Genomic DNA, 18,431 nt, shown 5'->3' on the forward strand with positions numbered 1-18,431 from the left:
GGCGGCGCGACGGCAGTTCCGAAACGCCATTGCCCCAAACCCTCCCTCCTCTCCGCAAAAGAAAAGAGCCCGGATGCACAACGCATCCGGGCTCTTTTCCGGTTTTTTCCACAATCCACATGCCATTCCCCCTCTCTCCTTATGCAACACCGGTCCCGCCGCTTCCGTTTGGCAGGGAGGGGCGGCGGATACGCACAGCGTTGGCATCAGGAGATACGGGGTATTGGGAAAAAAGGGGGGACACCGCAAACAGCGTTGAAGCCCTCCTTCCCCAAAATCAACTCTCCCCAACAGGAAAAACTTCCCACGCCTCCATATGGCAAAGGTTGGCGCCGAGATGTTGGGCACAGGCCGGGCTCTGCTCGCAGGCCTCGGCGGCAGGCCAATGCGTGAACCGTTCCAGCGCGTCCTGAAACGAAGGGGCTTCGACAGTCTGCTCTTTGCGAATCCTGAGATTCTCGCCGGAACCCTCGATGTAGTGGACTCTGTAGCGGCCCATGATGCGTTCCATTTATCCTGTGAGGCGAAATTCGGAGAACCCGGAGGGGGCCGGGTTCTCCTTGCGCCTTCCCGAAGGAGGAGTCTCCGGGAAGGCGTTCCGAGTGGCTTACCCTTGCATGGGCGGCGACGGCGAGACGCAAAGGCGTGTGCGCGCCCCGTGAATCCTTCGGAACCCCCGTAAAAAGTTCCGTCCGCCCTTCCCTACGCCGACGGCTTAGCCGTGGGCGCCGGGAGCAATGAAGTCGCTGAGGAAATAGAGAGCCACGAGCAGGAACACGCCGAGAGCCCAGCTCCAATGGATGAGCTTCAGTTCGGTAGCGTCCAGCGGCTCATACTCCATCTTCTGCACTTCTTCGTGAAACTTCACGTTCTTAGTATCTTCTGCCATGTCAGTCTCCTTTATAGCTGAAAATGGAAGAGGTTAGCCAGCGATAACCGGAGGCGTCATGCCGTGGAAGAACAGCCACGAGATGAACAGGCCGAGCCAAATGATGAAGCCGAAGAGACATACGACGTACACAATGGCGAGCCTGCCGATGCCTTCTTCCATAAGCTTATGGAAGTTGGACACCATACCGATGGTGAAGAAGGTCAGGGTGAAGAAAATGGTGCGCAGGGGTCCGAGGGTGCTGATCACGCTCTTGCCGAGGGGCTGCCATTCCACGTTCACGCAGATGAACAGCATGATCACGAAGGTCAGCAGATAGCCGAGCACGAAGCGGGGGAAACGGGCGAGCACGTCGCCGAAGTTCATGGTACGGCCGCTGTTGGTCTTGTCGAACTTCGCGGTCCACACCCAGGCGAGAACCAGGGACCACACGCCGATGAACACGTCGATGAAGATCTTCACGGTCGTGGTGACCATGGTGACCCACCCGGCTTCCCAGTGGACGCCGAGGAGTTCGAGCGCACGGGCGCGGATCAGGGAGTCGGCGATGGCGCCGGAAGCGATGGCGCCGCCGTCGGACTTCACCGCGAGGCCCATCCAGCCGCCGGCCACCATGGGCTCGCTGTACAGGAAGTGGGAAGCGATGAAGGGCAGGATCAGCATTTCGATGCAGGTGAACACCACGATCAGCGAGGACACCATGATGGGCACCACAGGCCGGGCGCGGATGGAACTCCCCGTAGCGATGGCGGCGGACACGCCGCAGATGGAAATGCCGGAAGCCAGCGGGACAGCCCATTCACGGCTGAACTTGAAGTACTTGCGGGCTACGTAATACACGAAGGCCCAGTACAGAAGATAGGCTTCCACGATGGCACACAGGCCTCGGAAAATGATCGTCCCGGCCATGCCGGAAGCCGCGGCGGCCTTCACGCCGAGTTCGGCGCCGAGGACCACGATGGCGATCTTGACGAACAATTCGGGACGGCAGGCGTCATGCAAACTTTCGGCAATGCGCGGGAACGCGTTGCTGATGAAAATACCGGCGACAAGCGCCACAATGAAACCCGCTTCCGTAGTCAGGCCGATCGACCAGTCGATACCGAACTTGGCCTGCGCGTCGGGCGTAGCCGCGATATGGGCGTTCGCGCCGAACATGTAGCAGATTTCGCTGATGAAAAAGACGACCGTGAACGACTTGACGAACCGAGCGACATTGCCGCCGAGCAGCTTGATGCCGAACGACAGGATCGCCGTCAGAGCCACATACGTGCACAGCAGGGAAACGACACCAGAGATCGTTCCCTTGTATGCGCCGGTGGTGGCAGAGAAGGCCTTGTCCATGCTGGTCCACATATTAGTGCTGACTACCCAGCCCAACACGTCGAGATGCGCCAGATTCAACGCGGCCAAAAGGAAGATGAAACAACCCGTCAACAGGGCTATCTTATCTTCGTTCAGATTGGTCTTTGCCATAGCCATATCCTCTTGTAAAACTGTACCGGACGGCTGACTTCGCCACCATGGCGAAAGCGTCCATCTGTATCCGAGCAGGCGACGCGATCCCTAGCCGAACCGCAACCTGACAGGAAACCGTTGTGAAAGACCATCCCTCTGAAAAAGGAACTGCTTTTATAAAGAATTGCTTGGGAAGAACCAGCCCGATACGGAACGGGCGCAAACAAACGCAGCTTCCAAAAGAAAGGAAGCCGTGAGGACGCGCGTCATGACGGATCAGACGATCCGCTGACGGCTACGCGAAGCAGGGGGGAGCGAGAGAAAAGGGACGCAGGCCCCAAGAGTCGGACTTTCGGAGCGTGGGCACATAATGCCGCACGAACAGCCGCACTACGGAAGAAACGGCAAGCCCAAGCTGGAGCATGAAGAGGGCCATCAACGGGACGAGATGCTTCAGAGGGGCCTTCGAAGCAGACGTCTCCATGTATTCCTCAAAGGATTCCAGGATGACCGGAGACTGCTTCTGCATGTCGGTAAGGGCACTGCCCGAATCGTACACGACGACCTTCTGCACATCCGCGTGAAGGATATTCGTATCGCCAAACAGGGAACAGACAAGCGCCAGCAACATGAAAGGAATGAACATTCCCTTCATGAAGGATTCACGGCGCTGTCTTTCCAAAAGAGTCATACGTCTTCCGATACGAAAAGCTTCATTGTGACGGGGCGTCCATGACGGCACAACACTCGCGCGCTGCATTCCCGCTTCCACTCCGGAAGCGATATTGCCGTTACGGATACCTAGCATTGTGAGAATAATAGCACGGAGGCCTTTTCATGACAAGCGTTCCATTCCCTTTTGCTGTTTTTCACAATAAGGAATAGAGACAAATAGTTGGAGGATGTTTATTCAAGCTGGCCGGAGCTTGGATTTTCGACAGTCATCCTCGCTGAAAGCCTTTTTCCTGACAATGCGGACTGTTGCTGAAAAAAAGATGATTCTCTTTATAACGCCGCATGTCGACAAAAAGCATAATAGAATGTCCAACCGTCCTTTCTTGCTGGATAAAAAGTCATTTCAGCGGGCTTTCTCAAGTAAGGATAAGGTTCAGGGTTACGCTGAACAATGAGCATTTTCTCCCAAAAAGAAAACATTTCATCTTTACTTATGGTTACGTTATTGCCTTCAACTTCGTTATGGTTAGCCCCATGTAATCCGCCCTCACCGCGATACGGTGCGCCACCTTTAGTAGAGATGTAGAGCATCGGCACGGCCAGATGCAGAGCCCCTTGGCGGATTTGCACAGCTTCCCTTGATTGCGCTGAACGGCATCGATGCCTGCCGGGGGTTTCCTATAGCTGGCCGGAATAACATGTGACGGGAGCCCCGTTGTATCGGAAACGCCGTGCCTGCCGCCCTCTCATCCCTGTAAGGGCTTACTTCCTGCGTCCCGTACCGTCGATTCCAAAATGCGTATCAAGGCTCAGGTTGTCGCCGGGTTTGTTGAAGTAACCGTCCCGCGTGCGCTGCGGTTCCCCGAGCTTGAGCAGTTCTCCGACGGTCACGAAACGATACCCTTTCCGCTGGAGCTCTCCAACGGTTTCCTTGAGCATGAATGCCGATCCCTTGGGCACCCGATTGGCATGGAACAGGATAATCGCGCCGGGCCGCACCTGCCCGGCCACCCGCGCACCCATACCGTGGACCGCGTTGTCCTGCGGCGTTTCCGCAACCACGCTCCACTGGATCACCTGCAGGCCCTCGCGCGCAAGCAGTGCAAGCGCCTTGTCCGTACATCTGCCGTAAGGCAAGCGGAACAACGTTACGGCTTCCGGCAGCTCGACGCTGCGCCCTTCCGCCCGAGCCCTTTTCAGGATCTCCTCGCGCAACAGCTCATATTCCGCCTGCGTCCAGCGGATCTGCTCCAACATGGCCTTTTCGCTCATAATGCCGAAATTGCCATGCGACCACCCGTGATTGCCGATCTCAAAAAGAGGATCGGCCATAAGCTGCATGGCCCGCTCGCTGTGGGACCGCATCCACTTGCCGCCCATGAACAGGGTGGCGGGGATCCGCTTCTCACGCAGGAAATCGATGATTTCAGCATCGTATCCTGTAGTCATGGTGGACAGTTCGCACAGATCAAACGTCAAGGCCGCCACTTTTTCCTTGGTGGCCACGCGGCGTATGGTGCCTTCATCTTGAACCGGAAGAGGCGGAAGAACCTGTTCGGGAACCGTGCGTTCCGGCGGAGCGGGATTGTTGGGAACGGCGTGCCGGGCGTCCTCGGGCAGAAAGCCGGGTTCGGGATGCCACAACGACGACGCCCGTGCCGGAAAAGCCAGCGCAACCACAACCAGACAACAGACAATGATCTTGTGCAGCATGAAAAAAACCTGATGTGTTGACTGTTGGAAGGGCCCCCACAGTAACAGCATCAGGTTTCGAAAGATAGGCAGGGCTCAGGACGTTTTCTTGGCACGTTCCGCGGTCATTTCCTCAAAGAGCTTTTCCATCTGGTACTCGTCCTCCAGCTTGAGGTCGGTACTCAGGACCACGCCGTCGGAATTGCCGAGCGCACGCAACGTTTCGTCGACGGCTTCCTTCTTCAGAGGGATGAACAGCGCCGAGCTGCCGGGTTTCAGGTGCGTCGCCAGTTCGTTCATAAAGCGGTGGCTGATGCCGAAATCGCCCACCTCGCCGGTCGCCGCGCCGAGCCCGGCCCCCGCGACAATGCCGAGCAGCGGGTTGAGGAACAGGAATCCGATCAGCGCGCCCCACACGCCGCCGATCAGCGCGCCGTCCTTGGCGAGGGCGTGCGTATATTGGAGGTGTACCTTTCCTTCCTTATCGCAGACCGCGGCTACCATTTTGGAGCAATCCACCAGCCCGGCGAGTTCTTCCCGGCCCCGCAGCTCCACCCGGTACGCTTCCGCCCGATCCATGTCTTCCTTGAAAATCACAGCTATGAGGCTCTGCATGGCAACACTCCTTACTTTGTTGATTCCGGATAAACTACTTGGGTCCGTCTGAGAGCGCTGTGATTATCATTGAGGGATGGGGGATACGCACCGGGGGAGGACGCTTTTTGAAAAAAGCGCCCTCCCCTGGACCCCCTTCTGCAAAAACTTCGACTGGTGGGGAGGTTACGCAACGGAAGTACCGTTGCATGACGTTACCCAAGTGTTGCCTCCTCTTTTCCAAACAAAAAAGCCATTCACAGGAACGGCTTCACAACATCGTCACCCCCAACAAGAGGGATTCGATAAGATCAAAAGTCTTTGCGGGTGGAGGGGTGGGGTTTGGGGAGGGAGGAGGGCGCTTTCTAAAGAAAGCGCCCTCCTCCCTCCCCAATCTCGTCTTCACTTCAACACAACCCCGGCGATCAGCAGCGCGCCGTTGATGAGATACAGCTTGCGCACAAGGTGCCCGTGCTGGTCGAGATCAAGCCACTCCACGGCCTCGTGGATAAGGCGGCAGGCCCGCCAGTACAAGGGGAACGTCAGCAGCCCGAGAAACACCGGCCACCCGACGAGCCCGCAGGCCCAAAGGTTCGCCATGAGAACCCAAACGGCGGGCCACCAAAGCTTGAAGACCAGCTCCGCCTTGGCCTTGCCGAGGATGTTCGCCAGCGTCCGCTTCCCGGCCGCGAGATCCGTCTCGATCTCAGGCAGGCTTTGATAATAGAGAATCCCCGCCACCATGAGCCCCACGGGAAGCGCCAGGGCAAGGCTCTGCGCCGAAAAGCCGTTCGCCATTACCGCATAGGAGCCCATAACCATGATAAATCCCATATTCAGGCATACGAACAGCTCGCCGTATCCCCGGCACCCGTAGCGTATGGGCGGCGCGACGTAAAAGACGGCGGAGAGCACGGCAAAGACCACAGGCCCCCACAGCCATTCCTGTCCGCTGTGCCCGATGAGCCACCAGCCGATCAGTACCGTGGACAGCAACAGCCCGATGATGGTCAGGCAAATCTGGCGCGGGCTGATCCAGCCGTTCTGGATGACTTTCGTGCCCCCGATTGTCTCGTCGGTATCCACGCCTTCCAGATAATCAAAAAGATCATTGGCTATGTTGGCGACCGTATGCAGGCAAAAACACCCCACCATCACAACCGCGAAAATCCCCCAGGGCCAATACCCGAGATCCCGGGCCGCCAGCGCCCCCCCAAGCCCTACGGGGATGAGATCCACGATGAAGAACGGCGGACGCAACGCCTGCCACCACGCCTTGACGAGCTGACGGGAAGTCAGCGTGGGCGCATCCGGACGTTTCGGAGCCAGCGCACGGCTCAGCTTGCTTTCCATGAACCCTCCATAAAAAGATCGGACGCACCGCGCCCTCGTCGAATCGTTGTACCGCACCGGCGCGGTTGTACACCGGGAACGCCGGAGGTTCAATCCGGAAGCGCAACCGCCCCCTCAAGCGGAAAGAGGGACGCCCGCCCCACAGACGGAACCGGGCCGCGAAACAAGGAAAATCCTATGTCCCCTTGACAGGCACCCCTTGCTGCCGTAAAGATAAGCAGCTTTTTATCAAGCACACTCTGGCAGCGGCCTGGGGTGCTCGTTTCGCCCCGCGGCATGGGTCCGCGGAACGCATACGGGTAGAAGGGTCAGGGCCGGGGTGGAAGCAAACCCCCATGTCGAAGGAGACATACCATGGCATACGTTAGCATGAAGCAGATGCTGGAAACCGGCGTCCATTTCGGTCACCAGACCCGCCGTTGGAACCCCAAGATGCGCCCGTTCATTTTCGGCGCCCGTAACGGTATCCATATCATCGACCTCCAGCAGACCGTGAAGCTGTACCGCACCGCCCACGACAAAATCGTGGAAACCGTCGCCAACGGCGGCCGCGTGCTGTTCATCGGTACCAAGCGTCAGGCTCAGGAAGCCGTCGCCGCCGAAGCCGGCCGCGCCGGTCAGTTCCATGTGACCAACCGCTGGATGGGCGGCACCCTCACCAACTTCGCCACCATTCAGAAGAGCATCGAACGCCTCAAGAAGCTCGAAGCCATGTTCGCCGACGGTTCCGTGAACCGCTACCAGAAGAAGGAAATCCTGACCCTGCAGCGCGAAATGGCCAAGCTTGAGCTGACCCTCGGCGGTATCAAGGACATGGATCGCCTCCCGCAGCTCGCCTTCATCATCGACCCCAACCGTGAAGAAATCGCCGTCAAGGAATGCCGCAAGCTCGGCATCCCGATCGTGGCCGTCACCGACACCAACTGCGATCCCGACGTCATCGACTACATCATCCCCGGCAACGACGACGCCATCCGCGCCATTAAGCTTTTCGTCACCGCCATGGCCGAAGCCTGCCTCGAAGGCGAAGCCATGCGCAAGGATTCCAAGAACAAGGACGCCGAGGAAGAACTGAAGAAGGCTGCCGACGCCGAAGCCAAGGCTGAAGAAGCCCCCGCTGTCGAAGCCGCCGCCGAATAACCAACGTTTTCCGGAGATTCTCATGAGCATCACTGCTGCTATGGTTAAAGACCTGCGCGAAAAGACCGCCGCGGGCATGATGGACTGCAAGAAAGCCCTTACGGAATGCGACGGCGACATGGAAAAGGCCGTCGACTGGCTCCGCCAGAAGGGTCTTTCCAAGGCCGCCAAGAAGGCCGGCCGCGCCACCTCCGAAGGTCTCGTGGGCTTTGAACTGGCCGCCGACGGCAAGTCCGGCGTGGCCGTCGAAGTCAAGTGCGAAACCGACTTCGTGGCTCGCGGCGACAAGTTCCAGGGCTTCGTGAAAGACATGGTGGCCCAGGTCGCCAAGGGCGAATACGCTGACTCCGAAGCGTTGCTCGCCGCTCCTTTCGTGGCCGACGCCTCCGTCACCGTGAAGGAAGCTCTTGATGGCGTTATCGCCACCACCGGCGAAAACATGGGCCTCGGCAAGTTCGCCAAGATGGAACTCGCCGCCGGCAAGTCCGGCCTGATCGGTGGCTATCTGCACTCCAACGGCAAGCTTGCCGTACTCGTGGAAATGCAGACCGGCAGCGACGCCGCCGCGGCTTCCGAAGCCTTCCACGAAGTGGCGAAGAACGTGGCCATGCAGATCGCCGCCGCTTCCCCGCTCGCCGTGTCCGCCGAGGGCCTGAACCCCGAAGTGGTCGAACACGAACGCGAAGTCTATCGCCAGAAGGCCCGTGAAGAAGGCAAGCCCGAACAGATCATCGAAAAGATCGCCGAAGGCGCGGTCAAGAAGTTCTGCAAGGACGTGTGCCTGCTCGACCAGCTCTATATCCGCGACGACAAGATGACGATCAGCGATCTCATCAAGGGCGCCGCCAAGACCATCGGCGAGCCGATCACCGTGGTCCGCTTCGTGCGGATTCAGCTCGGCGCCGAATAGTTTACGCCACTGATTGCAAAAGGGGGGCCATGCCCCCCTTTTTTGTAATCGCAAACCGCAGGATCCGATAATGAGTCTCTATTCCGGCGCGCATGTGCTCATCACGGGAGGGTTGGGGTTCATCGGCTCCAATCTTGGCATCCGCCTTCTTGAGGAAGGCGCTTCTGTTACGCTCGTCGACAGCCTTATCCCCGAGTATGGCGGGAATCCGGCAAACATTCGCGGTTACGAATCCCGCCTCAAAGTCAATATTTCCGACGTCCGCGATCCCCACAGCATGAAAACGCTGGTAAAGGGGCACGACTTTCTGTTCAATCTCGCCGGACAGACCAGCCATATGGATTCCATGGCCGATCCGTATACGGATCTGGACATCAACTGCAAGGCGCAGCTTTCCATCCTCGAAGCCTGCCGGAACGCCAATCCGGGCATCCGCATCGTATTCGCCGGAACGCGGCAGATTTACGGCAAGCCCGACTATCTGCCCGTGGACGAAAACCACCCCGTCCGCCCCGTCGACGTCAACGGCATCAACAAGATGGCCGGCGAATGGTACCATATCCTCTACAACAACGTGTACGGCATCCGCGCCTGCTCGCTGCGCCTCACCAACACCATCGGGCCGCGTATGCGCATCAAGGACGCCCGCCAGACCTTCCTCGGCGTGTGGATCAGGCAGGTGCTCACCGGCAAGCCGTTTGAAGTATGGGGCGGCGAACAGCTCCGCGACTTCACCTATGTCGATGACTGCGTGGACGCCATGATGCGCGCCGCGCTGCATGAGGAAGCCTTCGGCCAGATTTTCAACATCGGCGGCGGCAAGCGGATTTCCCTGCGCGATCTCGCCGATCTCCTCGTGGACACGGCGGGCGAAGGGGCTTATGAAGTCCGGGAATACCCCGCCGACCGTAAAAAGATCGACATCGGCGACTACTACGCCGACGACAGCCGCCTGCGCTCGCTCCTCGGCTGGGAACCCCGGACCCAACTCAGGGACGGCCTCCGGCAGATCATCGACTATTACCGTCCCCGGCTTCAGGACTATTTGTAAGGATTGCCATGAACGCACCCCTCATCCCACAAGCCAACCCCGGCGCGGCGTTCCGCAGCCGGCGCGACGCCCTGCTCAAGGCCGCCGACGACGTGCTGGACGGCGGCTGGTACATCAACGGCAAACAGGTCCGGCAGTTTGAAGAGTCGTTTGCCGCGTTCTGCTCCGTGAAACATGCCGTCGGCGTGGGCAACGGGACTGATGCTATAGAGGTGGCCCTGCGTGCCCTCGGCATCGGCAAGGGCGGCCTCGTGTTCACGGTGTCCCATACCGCCGTCGCGACCGTCGCCGCCATCGAATGCGCAGGAGCGACGCCCGTACTCGTGGACGTCGATCCGGTGACCTATACCATGTCGCCGGAAAGCCTCGCCAAAGCGCTTGAGGCCGCCCGCGCGGGCCGTTATCCGGGCAAACCCGCCGCCGTGCTGCCGGTACACCTCTACGGATGCTGCGCCGATCTGGATGCGATCCGCGCCGTCGCGGGGGATCTGCCACTCATCGAAGACTGCGCACAGGCCCACGGCGCGGCCTATAAGGGCCGTCCCGCCGGGTCCACCGGCATCGCCGGGACGTTCAGCTTTTATCCGACCAAGAATCTCGGCGCGGTGGGCGACGGCGGCTGCGTCGTCACCTCCGACGACGCCCTTGCCGAACGTATCCGCAGCGTGCGCGAGTACGGCTGGCGGACGCATTACCTGAGCAGCGAGCCCGGCATCAATACCCGGCTCGACGAATTGCAGGCCGCCTTCCTCAATGTCCTCCTGCCCGAACTGCCCGCCAAGAACGCCAAACGCCGCGCGCTGGCGGAGCTCTACCGCCGCGAGCTGTCCGGCGTCCCCGGCCTTGTCCTGCCGACGATTCCGGATGCCGTGGAACCGGTTTACCATCTCTATGTCGTCCAATGCCCGGATCGCGACGAGGTGCAAAGGCGGCTCCGCGACAGGGGCGTGGGCACTGCCGTCCACTACCCCTTCCCGGTGCACCTTCAGGATGCCTACCGGGGCAGCGTGGCGCTCGCGCCGGACGGCCTGCCCGTTACCGAGGCGATCATGCCGCGCATCCTCAGCCTGCCCATGTATCCCGAACTCTCCGAGGCCGACGGCGTTGCCGTCGCCGGAGCCGTCCGCGATGTCGTTTCCTCTCTGACCAAGGAGCGTGCATGAGTTCCGACACGTCCGGAAAACCCACCATTACGGGTCTGGTCCTCACCTACAACGGCGAACGCCTGCTCGGGAAATGTCTTGAGTCGCTCGCGTTCTGTGACGCCGTCATCGTCGTGGACTCGTTCAGTTCCGACGCCACGGAATCCATCGCCCGGGAGCACGGCGCGACGTTCGTGCAGCATCCCTGGAGCGGAGCCCTCCCCCAGTTCGAATACGCCCTCGGCCTCGTCGAAACCGATTGGGTGGTTTCCCTCGATCAGGACGAAATCTGTTCGGAACCGCTCCGTGACGCCATCCTTGCCGCCCTGCCCGGCGCGCCCGCCGATCTCTGCGGCTTCACTCCAGCGCGGCGCTCGTGGTATTACGACCGTTTCCTCAAGCACAGCGGCTGGTATCCCGATCGCCTCCTGCGCGTTTTCCGCCGCAACGGTGTCCACTTCACCCAGAGCGGCGCGCACGAGCACATCGACCCCAACGGGCGCACGCGGGAACTCGACGGCGACATCCTGCACTATCCCTACAAACATTTCCGGGAACATTTGGACAAGATCAACTCCTATGCCCAGCAGGGGGCCGACGATCTCGCGGCGCGCGGCAAAAAGGGCGGCCTCGCCCTCGGCGTGCTGCACGGCATCGGGCGGTTCCTCCGTATCTACCTGCTCAAAAAAGGCTTCCTTGACGGCAAGGCCGGGGTCATCAACGCGGTCCACGGGGCGTTTTACGCGTTTCTCAAATACGTCAGGGTCGATGAAGGCAACTGGGGTTTTCCCTACAACCACCGTTAAAAAAGGGAGAGGACATGGCCGAACTCAAATACAAGCGCGTACTGCTCAAGCTCAGCGGCGAGGCGCTCGCCGGGGAAAAACAGATAGGTATTGACCCCCATACGGTTTCAAAGATATGTGCAGAAATAGCCGATGTGGTGGATATGGGGCTTGAGGTCGCGCTGGTCATCGGCGGCGGCAACATTTTCCGCGGGCTGTCCGCGTCCGCCGAGGGTATGGATCGTTCCTCCGCGGACTACATGGGTATGCTCGCCACAGTGCTGAACGCGCTTGCCGTGCAGGACGCGCTGGAAAAGACCGGCCATCCCACCCGCGTGCTTTCGGCCATCGCCATGCAGGAAGTCTGCGAACCCTATGTCCGCCGCCGCGCCATGCGGCATCTGGAAAAGGGCCGCGTGATCATCTGCGCCGCCGGGACGGGCAATCCGTACTTCACCACGGACACCGCGGCGGCTCTGCGCGGCATGGAGCTCAAGTGCGACGCCATCATCAAGGCCACCAAGGTCGACGGCGTTTATGACAAGGACCCCATGAAGCACGACGACGCCGTGATGTTCAAGCACCTCAGCTATGAGGAAACCTTGCGGCGGCATCTCAAGGTCATGGATTCCACGGCCATCACGCTGGCCCAGGAAAACCAGGTCCCGATCATCGTGTGCAACATGTTCAACGGCAGCATCAAAAAGGTGGTCACGGGCGAGAACCCCGGCACCACCGTCGAAGGAGATTAAACGTTATGGATAAAGAAAGCGTCTTGCTGGATTCCGAAGATCGCATGGACAAGGCTCTCGGCGCGCTGGATCGCGACTTCAGCCGCCTCCGCACCGGCCGCGCCTCCACCGGCCTTGTGGACAACATCAAGGTTGATTACTACGGCACGCCCACGCCCATCAGCCAGCTCGCGTCCGTCGCCATACCGGATAGCCGCACCATCACCATCCAGCCCTGGGATCGCGGCGCGTTCGCCGGCGTGGAAAAGGCCATCCTCAAGTCCGACCTCGGCCTGACCCCTGTGAACGACGGCAAGATCATCCGCATCTCCATCCCGCCGTTGACCGAAGACCGCCGCAAGGAACTCGGCAAGCTCGCCCGCAAGTCCGGCGAGGAAGCCAAGGTCGCCGTCCGCAACGTCCGCCGCGACGCCAACGACCAGCTCAAGAAGCTGGAAAAGGACAAGGCCATCTCCGAGGACGAACTCAAGAAGGCCACCGACGACGTCCAGAAGCTGACGGACAAGTACGTGGCCAAAGTCGACGAAAAGTGTGCGGCCAAGGAAAAGGAAATCATGGATCTGTAAGAGGTAAGAGCGGGAAGGGGAGGAGACCATATGAAAAAGGTTCCCTTCTCCCCTTCCCGGCCCCTGCCTCTCATTCTCCTAGGATTTTCGGCTGATGGGGAGCGGCGGATTGGTTCTCCTCGAAAGGCAGGGAAGACTCTGTTCAGACAGATTTCCTTTGAAAGAGTATCCGTTTCAAAGGTTCGCCCTGCCGGAACATGCCGTTTTCGGTGGAATTCTCACCGGCGGCGTGCCGGGACATCCGGCCTTAGGCCATTTCAAACCTGAAAGGCCTGACAGCCGCATACCATTGAGGGGTTGGAGAGCGCCGCTTCCGTTTTCCCTTCGGTCTTTTTACGTTGTTACGCTGAGGTTATCTGACGTCCATGTCCGAACCTTCCCCGCTTCCGATTCCCGCCGCCTCGCTCCCGGCCCACATTGCCATCATCATGGACGGCAACGGCCGCTGGGCGCAGGAACGCGGCCTGTCCCGCAGCGAAGGCCATAAGGCCGGCGTCCGCGCCGCCAAAGCCATCGTGACCGAGTGCCGCACGCTCGGCATCCGCCACTTGACGCTCTACACCTTCTCTCAGGAAAACTGGGGCCGCCCCAAGGATGAAGTCAGCCTGCTCTTCCAGCTGCTGGTCAGCTTCCTTGGCGAAGAGCTCCCCTCCATGGAGCGCAACGGCATCAGCCTGCGCGTATTCGGCGAGCTCGACGGCCTGCCGCTTCCCGCGCGCACGGCCCTGCGCCATGCCATGAACCGCACGGCGAAGTGTTCCGACATGATCGTCAATCTTGCCCTCAACTATTCGGGGCGGGAAGAAATCCTCCGGGCCGCGCGCCTGCTCATGCAACAGGGCGTCAAGCCGGAAGCGGTGACGGAAGAGGCGTTCCGCTCATGCCTGTATTCCGCAGGGCAGCCGGACCCTGACCTCATCATCCGCACCAGCGGCGAGCAGCGTATCAGCAACTACCTGACCTTCCAGAGCGCCTACAGCGAACTCTATTTCACGTCCACCTATTGGCCCGACTTCACGCCCGAAGCCCTGCACAGGGCTCTCGTCGAATATGCGGGCCGCAATCGCCGTTTTGGGCTGACGCAGGAGCAGATTCAATGATCATCGCCTCAAAACATTTTCCGAGGATCATCACCGGCGCCGTGCTTGTGAGCGTCCTCGGAACCGCCCTCTACCTTTCCGGGCCGTACCTTTTCGGCCTGCTGCTCCTGTTTACGCTCGTCGGCCTGTGGGAATTCTACGCCATGTTCTGGCCGCTCAAGGCCAACATCGGCGGGCGTATCCTCGGCCTTGCGCTCGGCGGCCTGCTCATCACCGCCGCATGGATGCGCCCCGAAATGGTCGTCATGACCCTCGCCCTGTCCACGCTGATCCTCGCCTGCATGTTCCTGTTCTGCTGGTCGCACGACGACAAGTACCGCTTTACGCGGGTCGCGGTGCTCGCCGGGGGGCTGCTGTACGTTCCCATGCTGATCATGCCCGCCCTGAATTTCTCCATTCACGAGCAACTGCTGCTCATCTGTACGGCGGCGGGTTCGGACACGGTGGCCTATTTCTTCGGTATGCGCTTCGGCAAGCACAAAATCTGGCCCAAAGTCAGCCCCAAGAAGAGCGTCGAAGGCAGCGCCGCCGGGCTCGCCGCCAGCGTGGTCGTGGCGGTCTGTTTTGGCCTCGCGTTCGGCGTGCCAGCGACTGGCATCAGCGACTACGCCCTGCTCGGCCTCGTGCTCGGCGTCATGGCCCAGCTTGGCGATTTCTTTGAATCGGCGCTCAAGCGTTCCCGTTCGGTCAAGGATTCAGGCAACGTCCTGCCCGGCCACGGCGGGGTCCTCGATCGTGTGGACAGCCTGCTGTTCGTGATCCCGACCTACGAGTGTGCCAGGGCCCTCATGACATTCTTCTAAAACGGATTGCACTGCAGGAACGCTTGAGAAAGGAAGGGAAAGCTCTCTCCATGAACGTTTTCCCTCCCTTCCTCAAGCCCGCCGGCACGGAGCCCAACCTTTCCTTGCAAAAGGCTTTCGCGCTTATTGCATCCCTGTCCGCAGGGGCAGGGAAACACTGAACGTCTCGGCACGCACCGCCGCCGAAACGCCAATACCGGGGAAGTTTCAGGACTTCCCTTTTTCGCACCGGGAAACGCATGATCCGCTATATCACAGAACTTCCTTCGTCCGAATGGGAAAACAGCTTCCCCCGCCCTGTCGTCCTCTTGGGCAGCACGGGCTCCATCGGCGTCAATACGCTGCGCATCATCGAAAAGCATCCCGATCTGTTTCAGGTCGTGGCGCTGGCCGGGGGACGGAATGTCGAACGCCTGATCGAACAGGCCCTCCGCTGGCGTCCTCCGTATCTGGGCATCCAGACCGAAGAGGGACGCAAAGCCCTGCTCGCCGCTCTTCCGTCCGGCTATGAACCCGAGATACTCGTGGGTCCGCAAGGGTACGCGGAACTGGCCTCCTTGCCCGAGGCCTCCACGGTCCTTTCCGCGCAAATGGGCGCCGCCGGATTGCGGGCGACAATGGCCGCCGCCGAAGCGGGAAAGGTCATCTGCCTCGCCAACAAGGAATCCCTCGTGCTCGCCGGTGGGATGCTCCGGGAAACCTGCGTACGGACCGGGGCGGTCATCCTGCCCGTGGATTCCGAGCACAACGCCGTGTTTCAGGGCCTGCGGGGGCGCAACCCCGAAACGGTCAGGCGGATCATCCTCACGGCCTCAGGAGGCCCTTTCCGTGGCAAGAAGCGGGGCTTCCTCGCCACGGTGACGCCCGCGCAGGCGCTCAAGCATCCCAACTGGAGCATGGGCGCGAAAATCACCATCGACTCGGCGTCGATGATGAACAAAGGGCTGGAGATCATCGAAGCCCATCACCTCTACGGCCTGCCGCTGGAACGCATCGGCGTACTGGTCCATCCGCAGTCGCTGGTGCACTCGCTGGTGGAGTTCGAAGACGGCTCCCTCATGGCACAGGCGGGAACCCCGGACATGCGTATGCCCATCGCCTACTGCCTCGCATGGCCGCTCTGCCTCGACGCGGGCGTTCCGCCTCTGGATCTTGCCCGTTCCGGCGCCTTGACCTTCGAGGAGCCGGACTTACATTCCTTTCCGTGCCTTGAACTCGCCTGCCGGACTATCGGCAAAGGTTCCGCCCTGCCCGTTGCGCTCAACGCGGCCAACGAGGTCGCGGTCGAGGCGTTTTTGTCCGGCCGCATCGGCTTCATGGACATTCCCGACATCATCGGCCGGGCGCTGGACGAGTGTTCGGCCCCCGATCCGGCTTCGCTCGAAGCCATCGAAACCCTTGACCACGAAACCCGGCTCCGCGTCGGCCTGTGGATAGAGAAGGTGTAAATGGACTTTCTGCTCAACATACTCTCGCACTGGGAAAGCGCCCTCGCCGTGCTGCTTGTCCTTGGCGGCCTCATCTTTTTTCATGAACTCGGCCATTTCGCCGTCGCCCGCCTGTTCCGTATCGGCGTGCGCACCTTCTCGCTGGGATTCGGCCCCAAACTCCTCAAGCTCCGGCGCGGCAAAACCGACTATTGCCTCTCTCTGATCCCCCTCGGCGGCTACGTGGCCCTTGCCGGGGAAGAGGACGAAGCCGAACAGCCCGATCCCAAAGGTAAAGAAATCGATGGCGTATTATTCGCCCCCGAGGAATTGTACTCCGGCCGCCCCGCGTGGCACCGCCTTCTGGTCGTCCTGGCCGGTCCGGTCGCCAATTTCGTGCTGGCGCTGATCATTTATTGCGGCATCGCATGGGCGCAGGGCCAGACTTATCTGCTTCCCGAGGTCGGCGACGTCACCCCCGGGACTCCCGCCGCCACGGCCGGCATCCTGCCCGGCGACCGCGTGCTGTCCATCGACGGCAAGCCCATCGAAAACTGGAACGCCGTCGCGGAAGGCATCGGAGCCGGAAACGGCAAACCGGTAACCATCGTGCTGTCGCGCGGCGGTTCGGAAGTCACGTTGAGCCTCACCCCCGAAGCCAAGACCCGCGCCAATATCTTCGGCGAGGAAAAACCCGCGTGGCTCATCGGCATCCGGGCCTCCACCGCGACCGGGCACCTGCCCCTCGGCCCCGTTGAAGCCATCGGAGCCGGATTCAGGCAGACGTGGGACATGATCGCCTTCACCTGTGAGAGCTTCGTCAAGCTCGCGCAGCGCGTGGTTCCGCTGGACAACGTGGGCGGCCCCATCCTCATCGCCCAGATGGTCGGCCAGCAGGCCGAACAGGGCCTTTCCGCCGTACTGCTGCTCGCGGCGCTCATCAGCGTCAACCTCGGCATCCTCAACCTGCTGCCCATCCCGATCCTCGACGGCGGGCACATCGTCTTCTTTACGCTTGAAATGATCATGGGGCGCCCCGTCAGCGCCACGGCGCGCGAATGGTCCGCGAAGGTGGGTATGGCGCTGCTGCTCGGGCTGATGATCCTCGCCACATGGAATGATTTGACAAGGCTGTTCTCATGAATACCACGCTGATCATGAACGCCTCCGAGGGCCGCATCCAGTTTGTGCTGGAGCAGGAAGGCTCCCTCGCGTGCGCGCAGGAATGGAGCGCCCCCTCCAAGGGGACCGAACTGTTGACGCCCGCACTGGCGGACGCCTTCCAGCGTCTTGGCATCATGCCTTCGGACATCTCCCGGATCGCCTGCGTAGCCGGTCCGGGGAGCTTTACCGGCCTCCGGCTCGCGCTGACGACCGCCGCCGCCTTCCGCCGGGCTACCGGAGCCGCCGTTGCGCCGCTCAATGCGCTCCAGTCCCTCGCGGGCTCCGTGCCCTTCGGCCTTCTCTTTCCCGCCCGCGAAACGCGCATCCGCGTGATCACACACGCCCGGCGCGGCCTTGTGCACGGGCAGGATTTTCTGTGCGCCCCCGGTTCCGCCCTGCCATCCCCCGTGGACGAGCCTGCCATGTGGGAAATCCCGGCGGCCTGCGGCGGAGAGCGCCCCGACATCATGCTCGGCAGCGGGGTAGCCCGCAATCTGCCCCAGCTGGAGGGACTCTTCGGCGATTCCGCGCCCTTCTTTCTGCCCGCCCTTACCCATCCCACAGCGCAGGCATTGCTTGATCTGACTCTCGCCCTGCCCGACGGAGCATGGGGGCACAAGGATCTCGATCCGCTCTATCTCCGCCCCTGCGACGCCGTGGACAATCTCGCCTCCATCGCCGCCAAGCGCGGTCAGGCTCCCGAAGAGGCCTATGCCCAGCTCGACAAGCTCCTGGGCCCTTCCGCCGAGGAAGTCGTACGGGGAAGCAGATGATGATTGGGAGGGGCGGGGAGGTAGCACGGTAGGAGTCCCTAAGAAAAGAACGGCTTATTGGGTGGCACCAATAAGCCGTTCTTTTCTGTAAAACCGTGATGAAGGATTCGATAAAGTCAAAAGTCTTTGAAGAGGGAGGGAAGGGGGTCCGGGGGAA

At 60.8% G+C, this 18,431-nt stretch carries 20 protein-coding genes; 12 read left to right on the top strand and 8 right to left on the bottom strand.

Features of this window, described 5'->3' with window-relative positions; all coding sequences use genetic code 11:
- Nucleotides 1-277: 277 nt before the first annotated feature.
- The 8 genes from T370_RS0108570 to T370_RS0108610 form a co-directional block, all read right to left on the bottom strand.
- Nucleotides 278-499 (bottom strand): hypothetical protein, encoded by a 222-nt coding sequence (locus tag T370_RS0108570; RefSeq protein WP_029435475.1) that lies wholly within the window; start codon nucleotides 497-499, stop codon nucleotides 278-280.
- Nucleotides 500-715: 216 nt separating this feature from the next.
- Complete coding sequence (locus T370_RS0108575; RefSeq protein WP_005025547.1) at nucleotides 716-889, bottom strand: hypothetical protein; 174 nt, start codon at nucleotides 887-889, stop codon at nucleotides 716-718.
- A gap of 33 nt (nucleotides 890-922) precedes the next feature.
- Nucleotides 923-2,365, bottom strand: a complete 1,443-nt coding sequence (locus tag T370_RS0108580) for a putative sulfate exporter family transporter (RefSeq protein ID WP_005025545.1) — start codon at nucleotides 2,363-2,365, stop codon at nucleotides 923-925.
- 277 nt (nucleotides 2,366-2,642) lie between these two features.
- Nucleotides 2,643-3,038, bottom strand: coding sequence for a hypothetical protein (locus tag T370_RS0108590; protein WP_029435476.1), 396 nt, complete (start codon nucleotides 3,036-3,038; stop codon nucleotides 2,643-2,645).
- A 314-nt stretch (nucleotides 3,039-3,352) separates the two neighbouring features.
- Nucleotides 3,353-3,652, bottom strand: a complete 300-nt coding sequence (locus tag T370_RS24970) for a hypothetical protein (protein ID WP_156034385.1) — start codon at nucleotides 3,650-3,652, stop codon at nucleotides 3,353-3,355.
- 132 nt (nucleotides 3,653-3,784) lie between these two features.
- Nucleotides 3,785-4,735 (bottom strand): polysaccharide deacetylase family protein, encoded by a 951-nt coding sequence (locus T370_RS0108600; RefSeq protein ID WP_029435478.1) that lies wholly within the window; start codon nucleotides 4,733-4,735, stop codon nucleotides 3,785-3,787.
- A 75-nt stretch (nucleotides 4,736-4,810) separates the two neighbouring features.
- Nucleotides 4,811-5,329, bottom strand: coding sequence for a DUF1269 domain-containing protein (locus T370_RS0108605; RefSeq protein ID WP_005025540.1), 519 nt, complete (start codon nucleotides 5,327-5,329; stop codon nucleotides 4,811-4,813).
- A gap of 381 nt (nucleotides 5,330-5,710) precedes the next feature.
- Nucleotides 5,711-6,661 carry a prenyltransferase gene (locus T370_RS0108610; protein WP_005025538.1) on the bottom strand — a complete coding sequence of 317 codons (951 nt, stop codon included), beginning with the start codon at nucleotides 6,659-6,661 and terminating at the stop codon, nucleotides 5,711-5,713.
- Nucleotides 6,662-7,015: 354 nt separating this feature from the next.
- On the opposite strand from T370_RS0108610, the gene rpsB reads away from it, so the two are divergent.
- The 12 genes from rpsB (at nucleotide 7,016) to tsaB (ending at nucleotide 18,274) form a co-directional block, all read left to right on the top strand.
- On the top strand, nucleotides 7,016-7,801 hold the full coding sequence (gene rpsB / locus T370_RS0108615) for a 30S ribosomal protein S2 (RefSeq protein ID WP_005025537.1): 786 nt from the start codon (nucleotides 7,016-7,018) through the stop codon (nucleotides 7,799-7,801).
- A gap of 22 nt (nucleotides 7,802-7,823) precedes the next feature.
- Nucleotides 7,824-8,711 (top strand): translation elongation factor Ts, encoded by an 888-nt coding sequence (tsf, locus tag T370_RS0108620; RefSeq protein WP_005025534.1) that lies wholly within the window; start codon nucleotides 7,824-7,826, stop codon nucleotides 8,709-8,711.
- Between the two features lie 70 nt (nucleotides 8,712-8,781).
- The gene (locus tag T370_RS0108625) at nucleotides 8,782-9,762 is read left to right on the top strand and encodes an NAD-dependent epimerase/dehydratase family protein (protein WP_029435479.1); all 981 of its coding nucleotides are present in this window, start codon (nucleotides 8,782-8,784) and stop codon (nucleotides 9,760-9,762) included.
- Between the two features lie 8 nt (nucleotides 9,763-9,770).
- Nucleotides 9,771-10,925, top strand: coding sequence for a DegT/DnrJ/EryC1/StrS family aminotransferase (locus tag T370_RS0108630; RefSeq protein WP_029435480.1), 1,155 nt, complete (start codon nucleotides 9,771-9,773; stop codon nucleotides 10,923-10,925).
- Entirely contained in the window at nucleotides 10,922-11,710 is a 789-nt protein-coding gene (locus T370_RS0108635) for a glycosyltransferase family 2 protein (RefSeq protein WP_029435481.1), read from the top strand. The genes T370_RS0108630 and T370_RS0108635 overlap by 4 nt, the downstream gene beginning before the upstream one ends.
- 14 nt (nucleotides 11,711-11,724) lie before the next feature.
- Nucleotides 11,725-12,441 carry a UMP kinase gene (gene pyrH, locus T370_RS0108640; protein ID WP_005025527.1) on the top strand — a complete coding sequence of 239 codons (717 nt, stop codon included), beginning with the start codon at nucleotides 11,725-11,727 and terminating at the stop codon, nucleotides 12,439-12,441.
- 5 nt (nucleotides 12,442-12,446) lie between these two features.
- Entirely contained in the window at nucleotides 12,447-13,007 is a 561-nt protein-coding gene (frr, locus tag T370_RS0108645; RefSeq protein ID WP_029435482.1) for a ribosome recycling factor, read from the top strand.
- Nucleotides 13,008-13,372: 365 nt separating this feature from the next.
- On the top strand, nucleotides 13,373-14,107 hold the full coding sequence (gene uppS, locus T370_RS0108650) for a polyprenyl diphosphate synthase (RefSeq protein WP_005025523.1): 735 nt from the start codon (nucleotides 13,373-13,375) through the stop codon (nucleotides 14,105-14,107).
- Complete coding sequence (locus T370_RS0108655) at nucleotides 14,104-14,910, top strand: phosphatidate cytidylyltransferase (RefSeq protein ID WP_005025521.1); 807 nt, start codon at nucleotides 14,104-14,106, stop codon at nucleotides 14,908-14,910. The genes uppS and T370_RS0108655 overlap by 4 nt, the downstream gene beginning before the upstream one ends.
- 239 nt (nucleotides 14,911-15,149) lie before the next feature.
- A complete protein-coding gene (gene dxr, locus T370_RS0108665; protein WP_029435483.1) occupies nucleotides 15,150-16,358 on the top strand; it encodes a 1-deoxy-D-xylulose-5-phosphate reductoisomerase in 1,209 nt (402 codons plus the stop codon).
- Nucleotides 16,359-17,480, top strand: a complete 1,122-nt coding sequence (gene rseP / locus T370_RS0108670) for an RIP metalloprotease RseP (protein ID WP_005025517.1) — start codon at nucleotides 16,359-16,361, stop codon at nucleotides 17,478-17,480.
- Nucleotides 17,477-18,274, top strand: a complete 798-nt coding sequence (gene tsaB, locus T370_RS0108675) for a tRNA (adenosine(37)-N6)-threonylcarbamoyltransferase complex dimerization subunit type 1 TsaB (RefSeq protein ID WP_029435484.1) — start codon at nucleotides 17,477-17,479, stop codon at nucleotides 18,272-18,274. Before rseP ends, tsaB begins: the two co-directional genes overlap by 4 nt.
- The last annotated feature ends 157 nt before the right edge of the window (nucleotides 18,275-18,431 follow it).

The sequence above is a fragment of the Bilophila wadsworthia ATCC 49260 genome (assembly GCF_000701705.1).
GTDB classification, from domain to species: Bacteria; Desulfobacterota; Desulfovibrionia; order Desulfovibrionales; family Desulfovibrionaceae; genus Bilophila; species Bilophila wadsworthia.

Excerpts from the sequence above, each read along its gene's own strand:
- T370_RS0108570 (WP_029435475.1), bottom strand. The coding sequence starts at position 499 with ATGGGCCGCTACAGAGTCCACTACATCGAGGGTTCCGGCGAGAATCTC.
- T370_RS0108575 (WP_005025547.1), bottom strand. The coding sequence starts at position 889 with ATGGCAGAAGATACTAAGAACGTGAAGTTTCACGAAGAAGTGCAGAAG.
- T370_RS0108580 (WP_005025545.1), bottom strand. The coding sequence starts at position 2,365 with ATGGCAAAGACCAATCTGAACGAAGATAAGATAGCCCTGTTGACGGGT.
- T370_RS0108590 (WP_029435476.1), bottom strand. The coding sequence starts at position 3,038 with ATGACTCTTTTGGAAAGACAGCGCCGTGAATCCTTCATGAAGGGAATG.
- T370_RS0108600 (WP_029435478.1), bottom strand. The coding sequence starts at position 4,735 with ATGCTGCACAAGATCATTGTCTGTTGTCTGGTTGTGGTTGCGCTGGCT.
- T370_RS0108605 (WP_005025540.1), bottom strand. The coding sequence starts at position 5,329 with ATGCAGAGCCTCATAGCTGTGATTTTCAAGGAAGACATGGATCGGGCG.
- T370_RS0108610 (WP_005025538.1), bottom strand. The coding sequence starts at position 6,661 with ATGGAAAGCAAGCTGAGCCGTGCGCTGGCTCCGAAACGTCCGGATGCG.
- rpsB (WP_005025537.1), top strand. The coding sequence starts at position 7,016 with ATGGCATACGTTAGCATGAAGCAGATGCTGGAAACCGGCGTCCATTTC.
- tsf (WP_005025534.1), top strand. The coding sequence starts at position 7,824 with ATGAGCATCACTGCTGCTATGGTTAAAGACCTGCGCGAAAAGACCGCC.
- T370_RS0108625 (WP_029435479.1), top strand. The coding sequence starts at position 8,782 with ATGAGTCTCTATTCCGGCGCGCATGTGCTCATCACGGGAGGGTTGGGG.
- T370_RS0108630 (WP_029435480.1), top strand. The coding sequence starts at position 9,771 with ATGAACGCACCCCTCATCCCACAAGCCAACCCCGGCGCGGCGTTCCGC.
- T370_RS0108635 (WP_029435481.1), top strand. The coding sequence starts at position 10,922 with ATGAGTTCCGACACGTCCGGAAAACCCACCATTACGGGTCTGGTCCTC.
- pyrH (WP_005025527.1), top strand. The coding sequence starts at position 11,725 with ATGGCCGAACTCAAATACAAGCGCGTACTGCTCAAGCTCAGCGGCGAG.
- frr (WP_029435482.1), top strand. The coding sequence starts at position 12,447 with ATGGATAAAGAAAGCGTCTTGCTGGATTCCGAAGATCGCATGGACAAG.
- uppS (WP_005025523.1), top strand. The coding sequence starts at position 13,373 with ATGTCCGAACCTTCCCCGCTTCCGATTCCCGCCGCCTCGCTCCCGGCC.
- T370_RS0108655 (WP_005025521.1), top strand. The coding sequence starts at position 14,104 with ATGATCATCGCCTCAAAACATTTTCCGAGGATCATCACCGGCGCCGTG.
- dxr (WP_029435483.1), top strand. The coding sequence starts at position 15,150 with ATGATCCGCTATATCACAGAACTTCCTTCGTCCGAATGGGAAAACAGC.
- rseP (WP_005025517.1), top strand. The coding sequence starts at position 16,359 with ATGGACTTTCTGCTCAACATACTCTCGCACTGGGAAAGCGCCCTCGCC.
- tsaB (WP_029435484.1), top strand. The coding sequence starts at position 17,477 with ATGAATACCACGCTGATCATGAACGCCTCCGAGGGCCGCATCCAGTTT.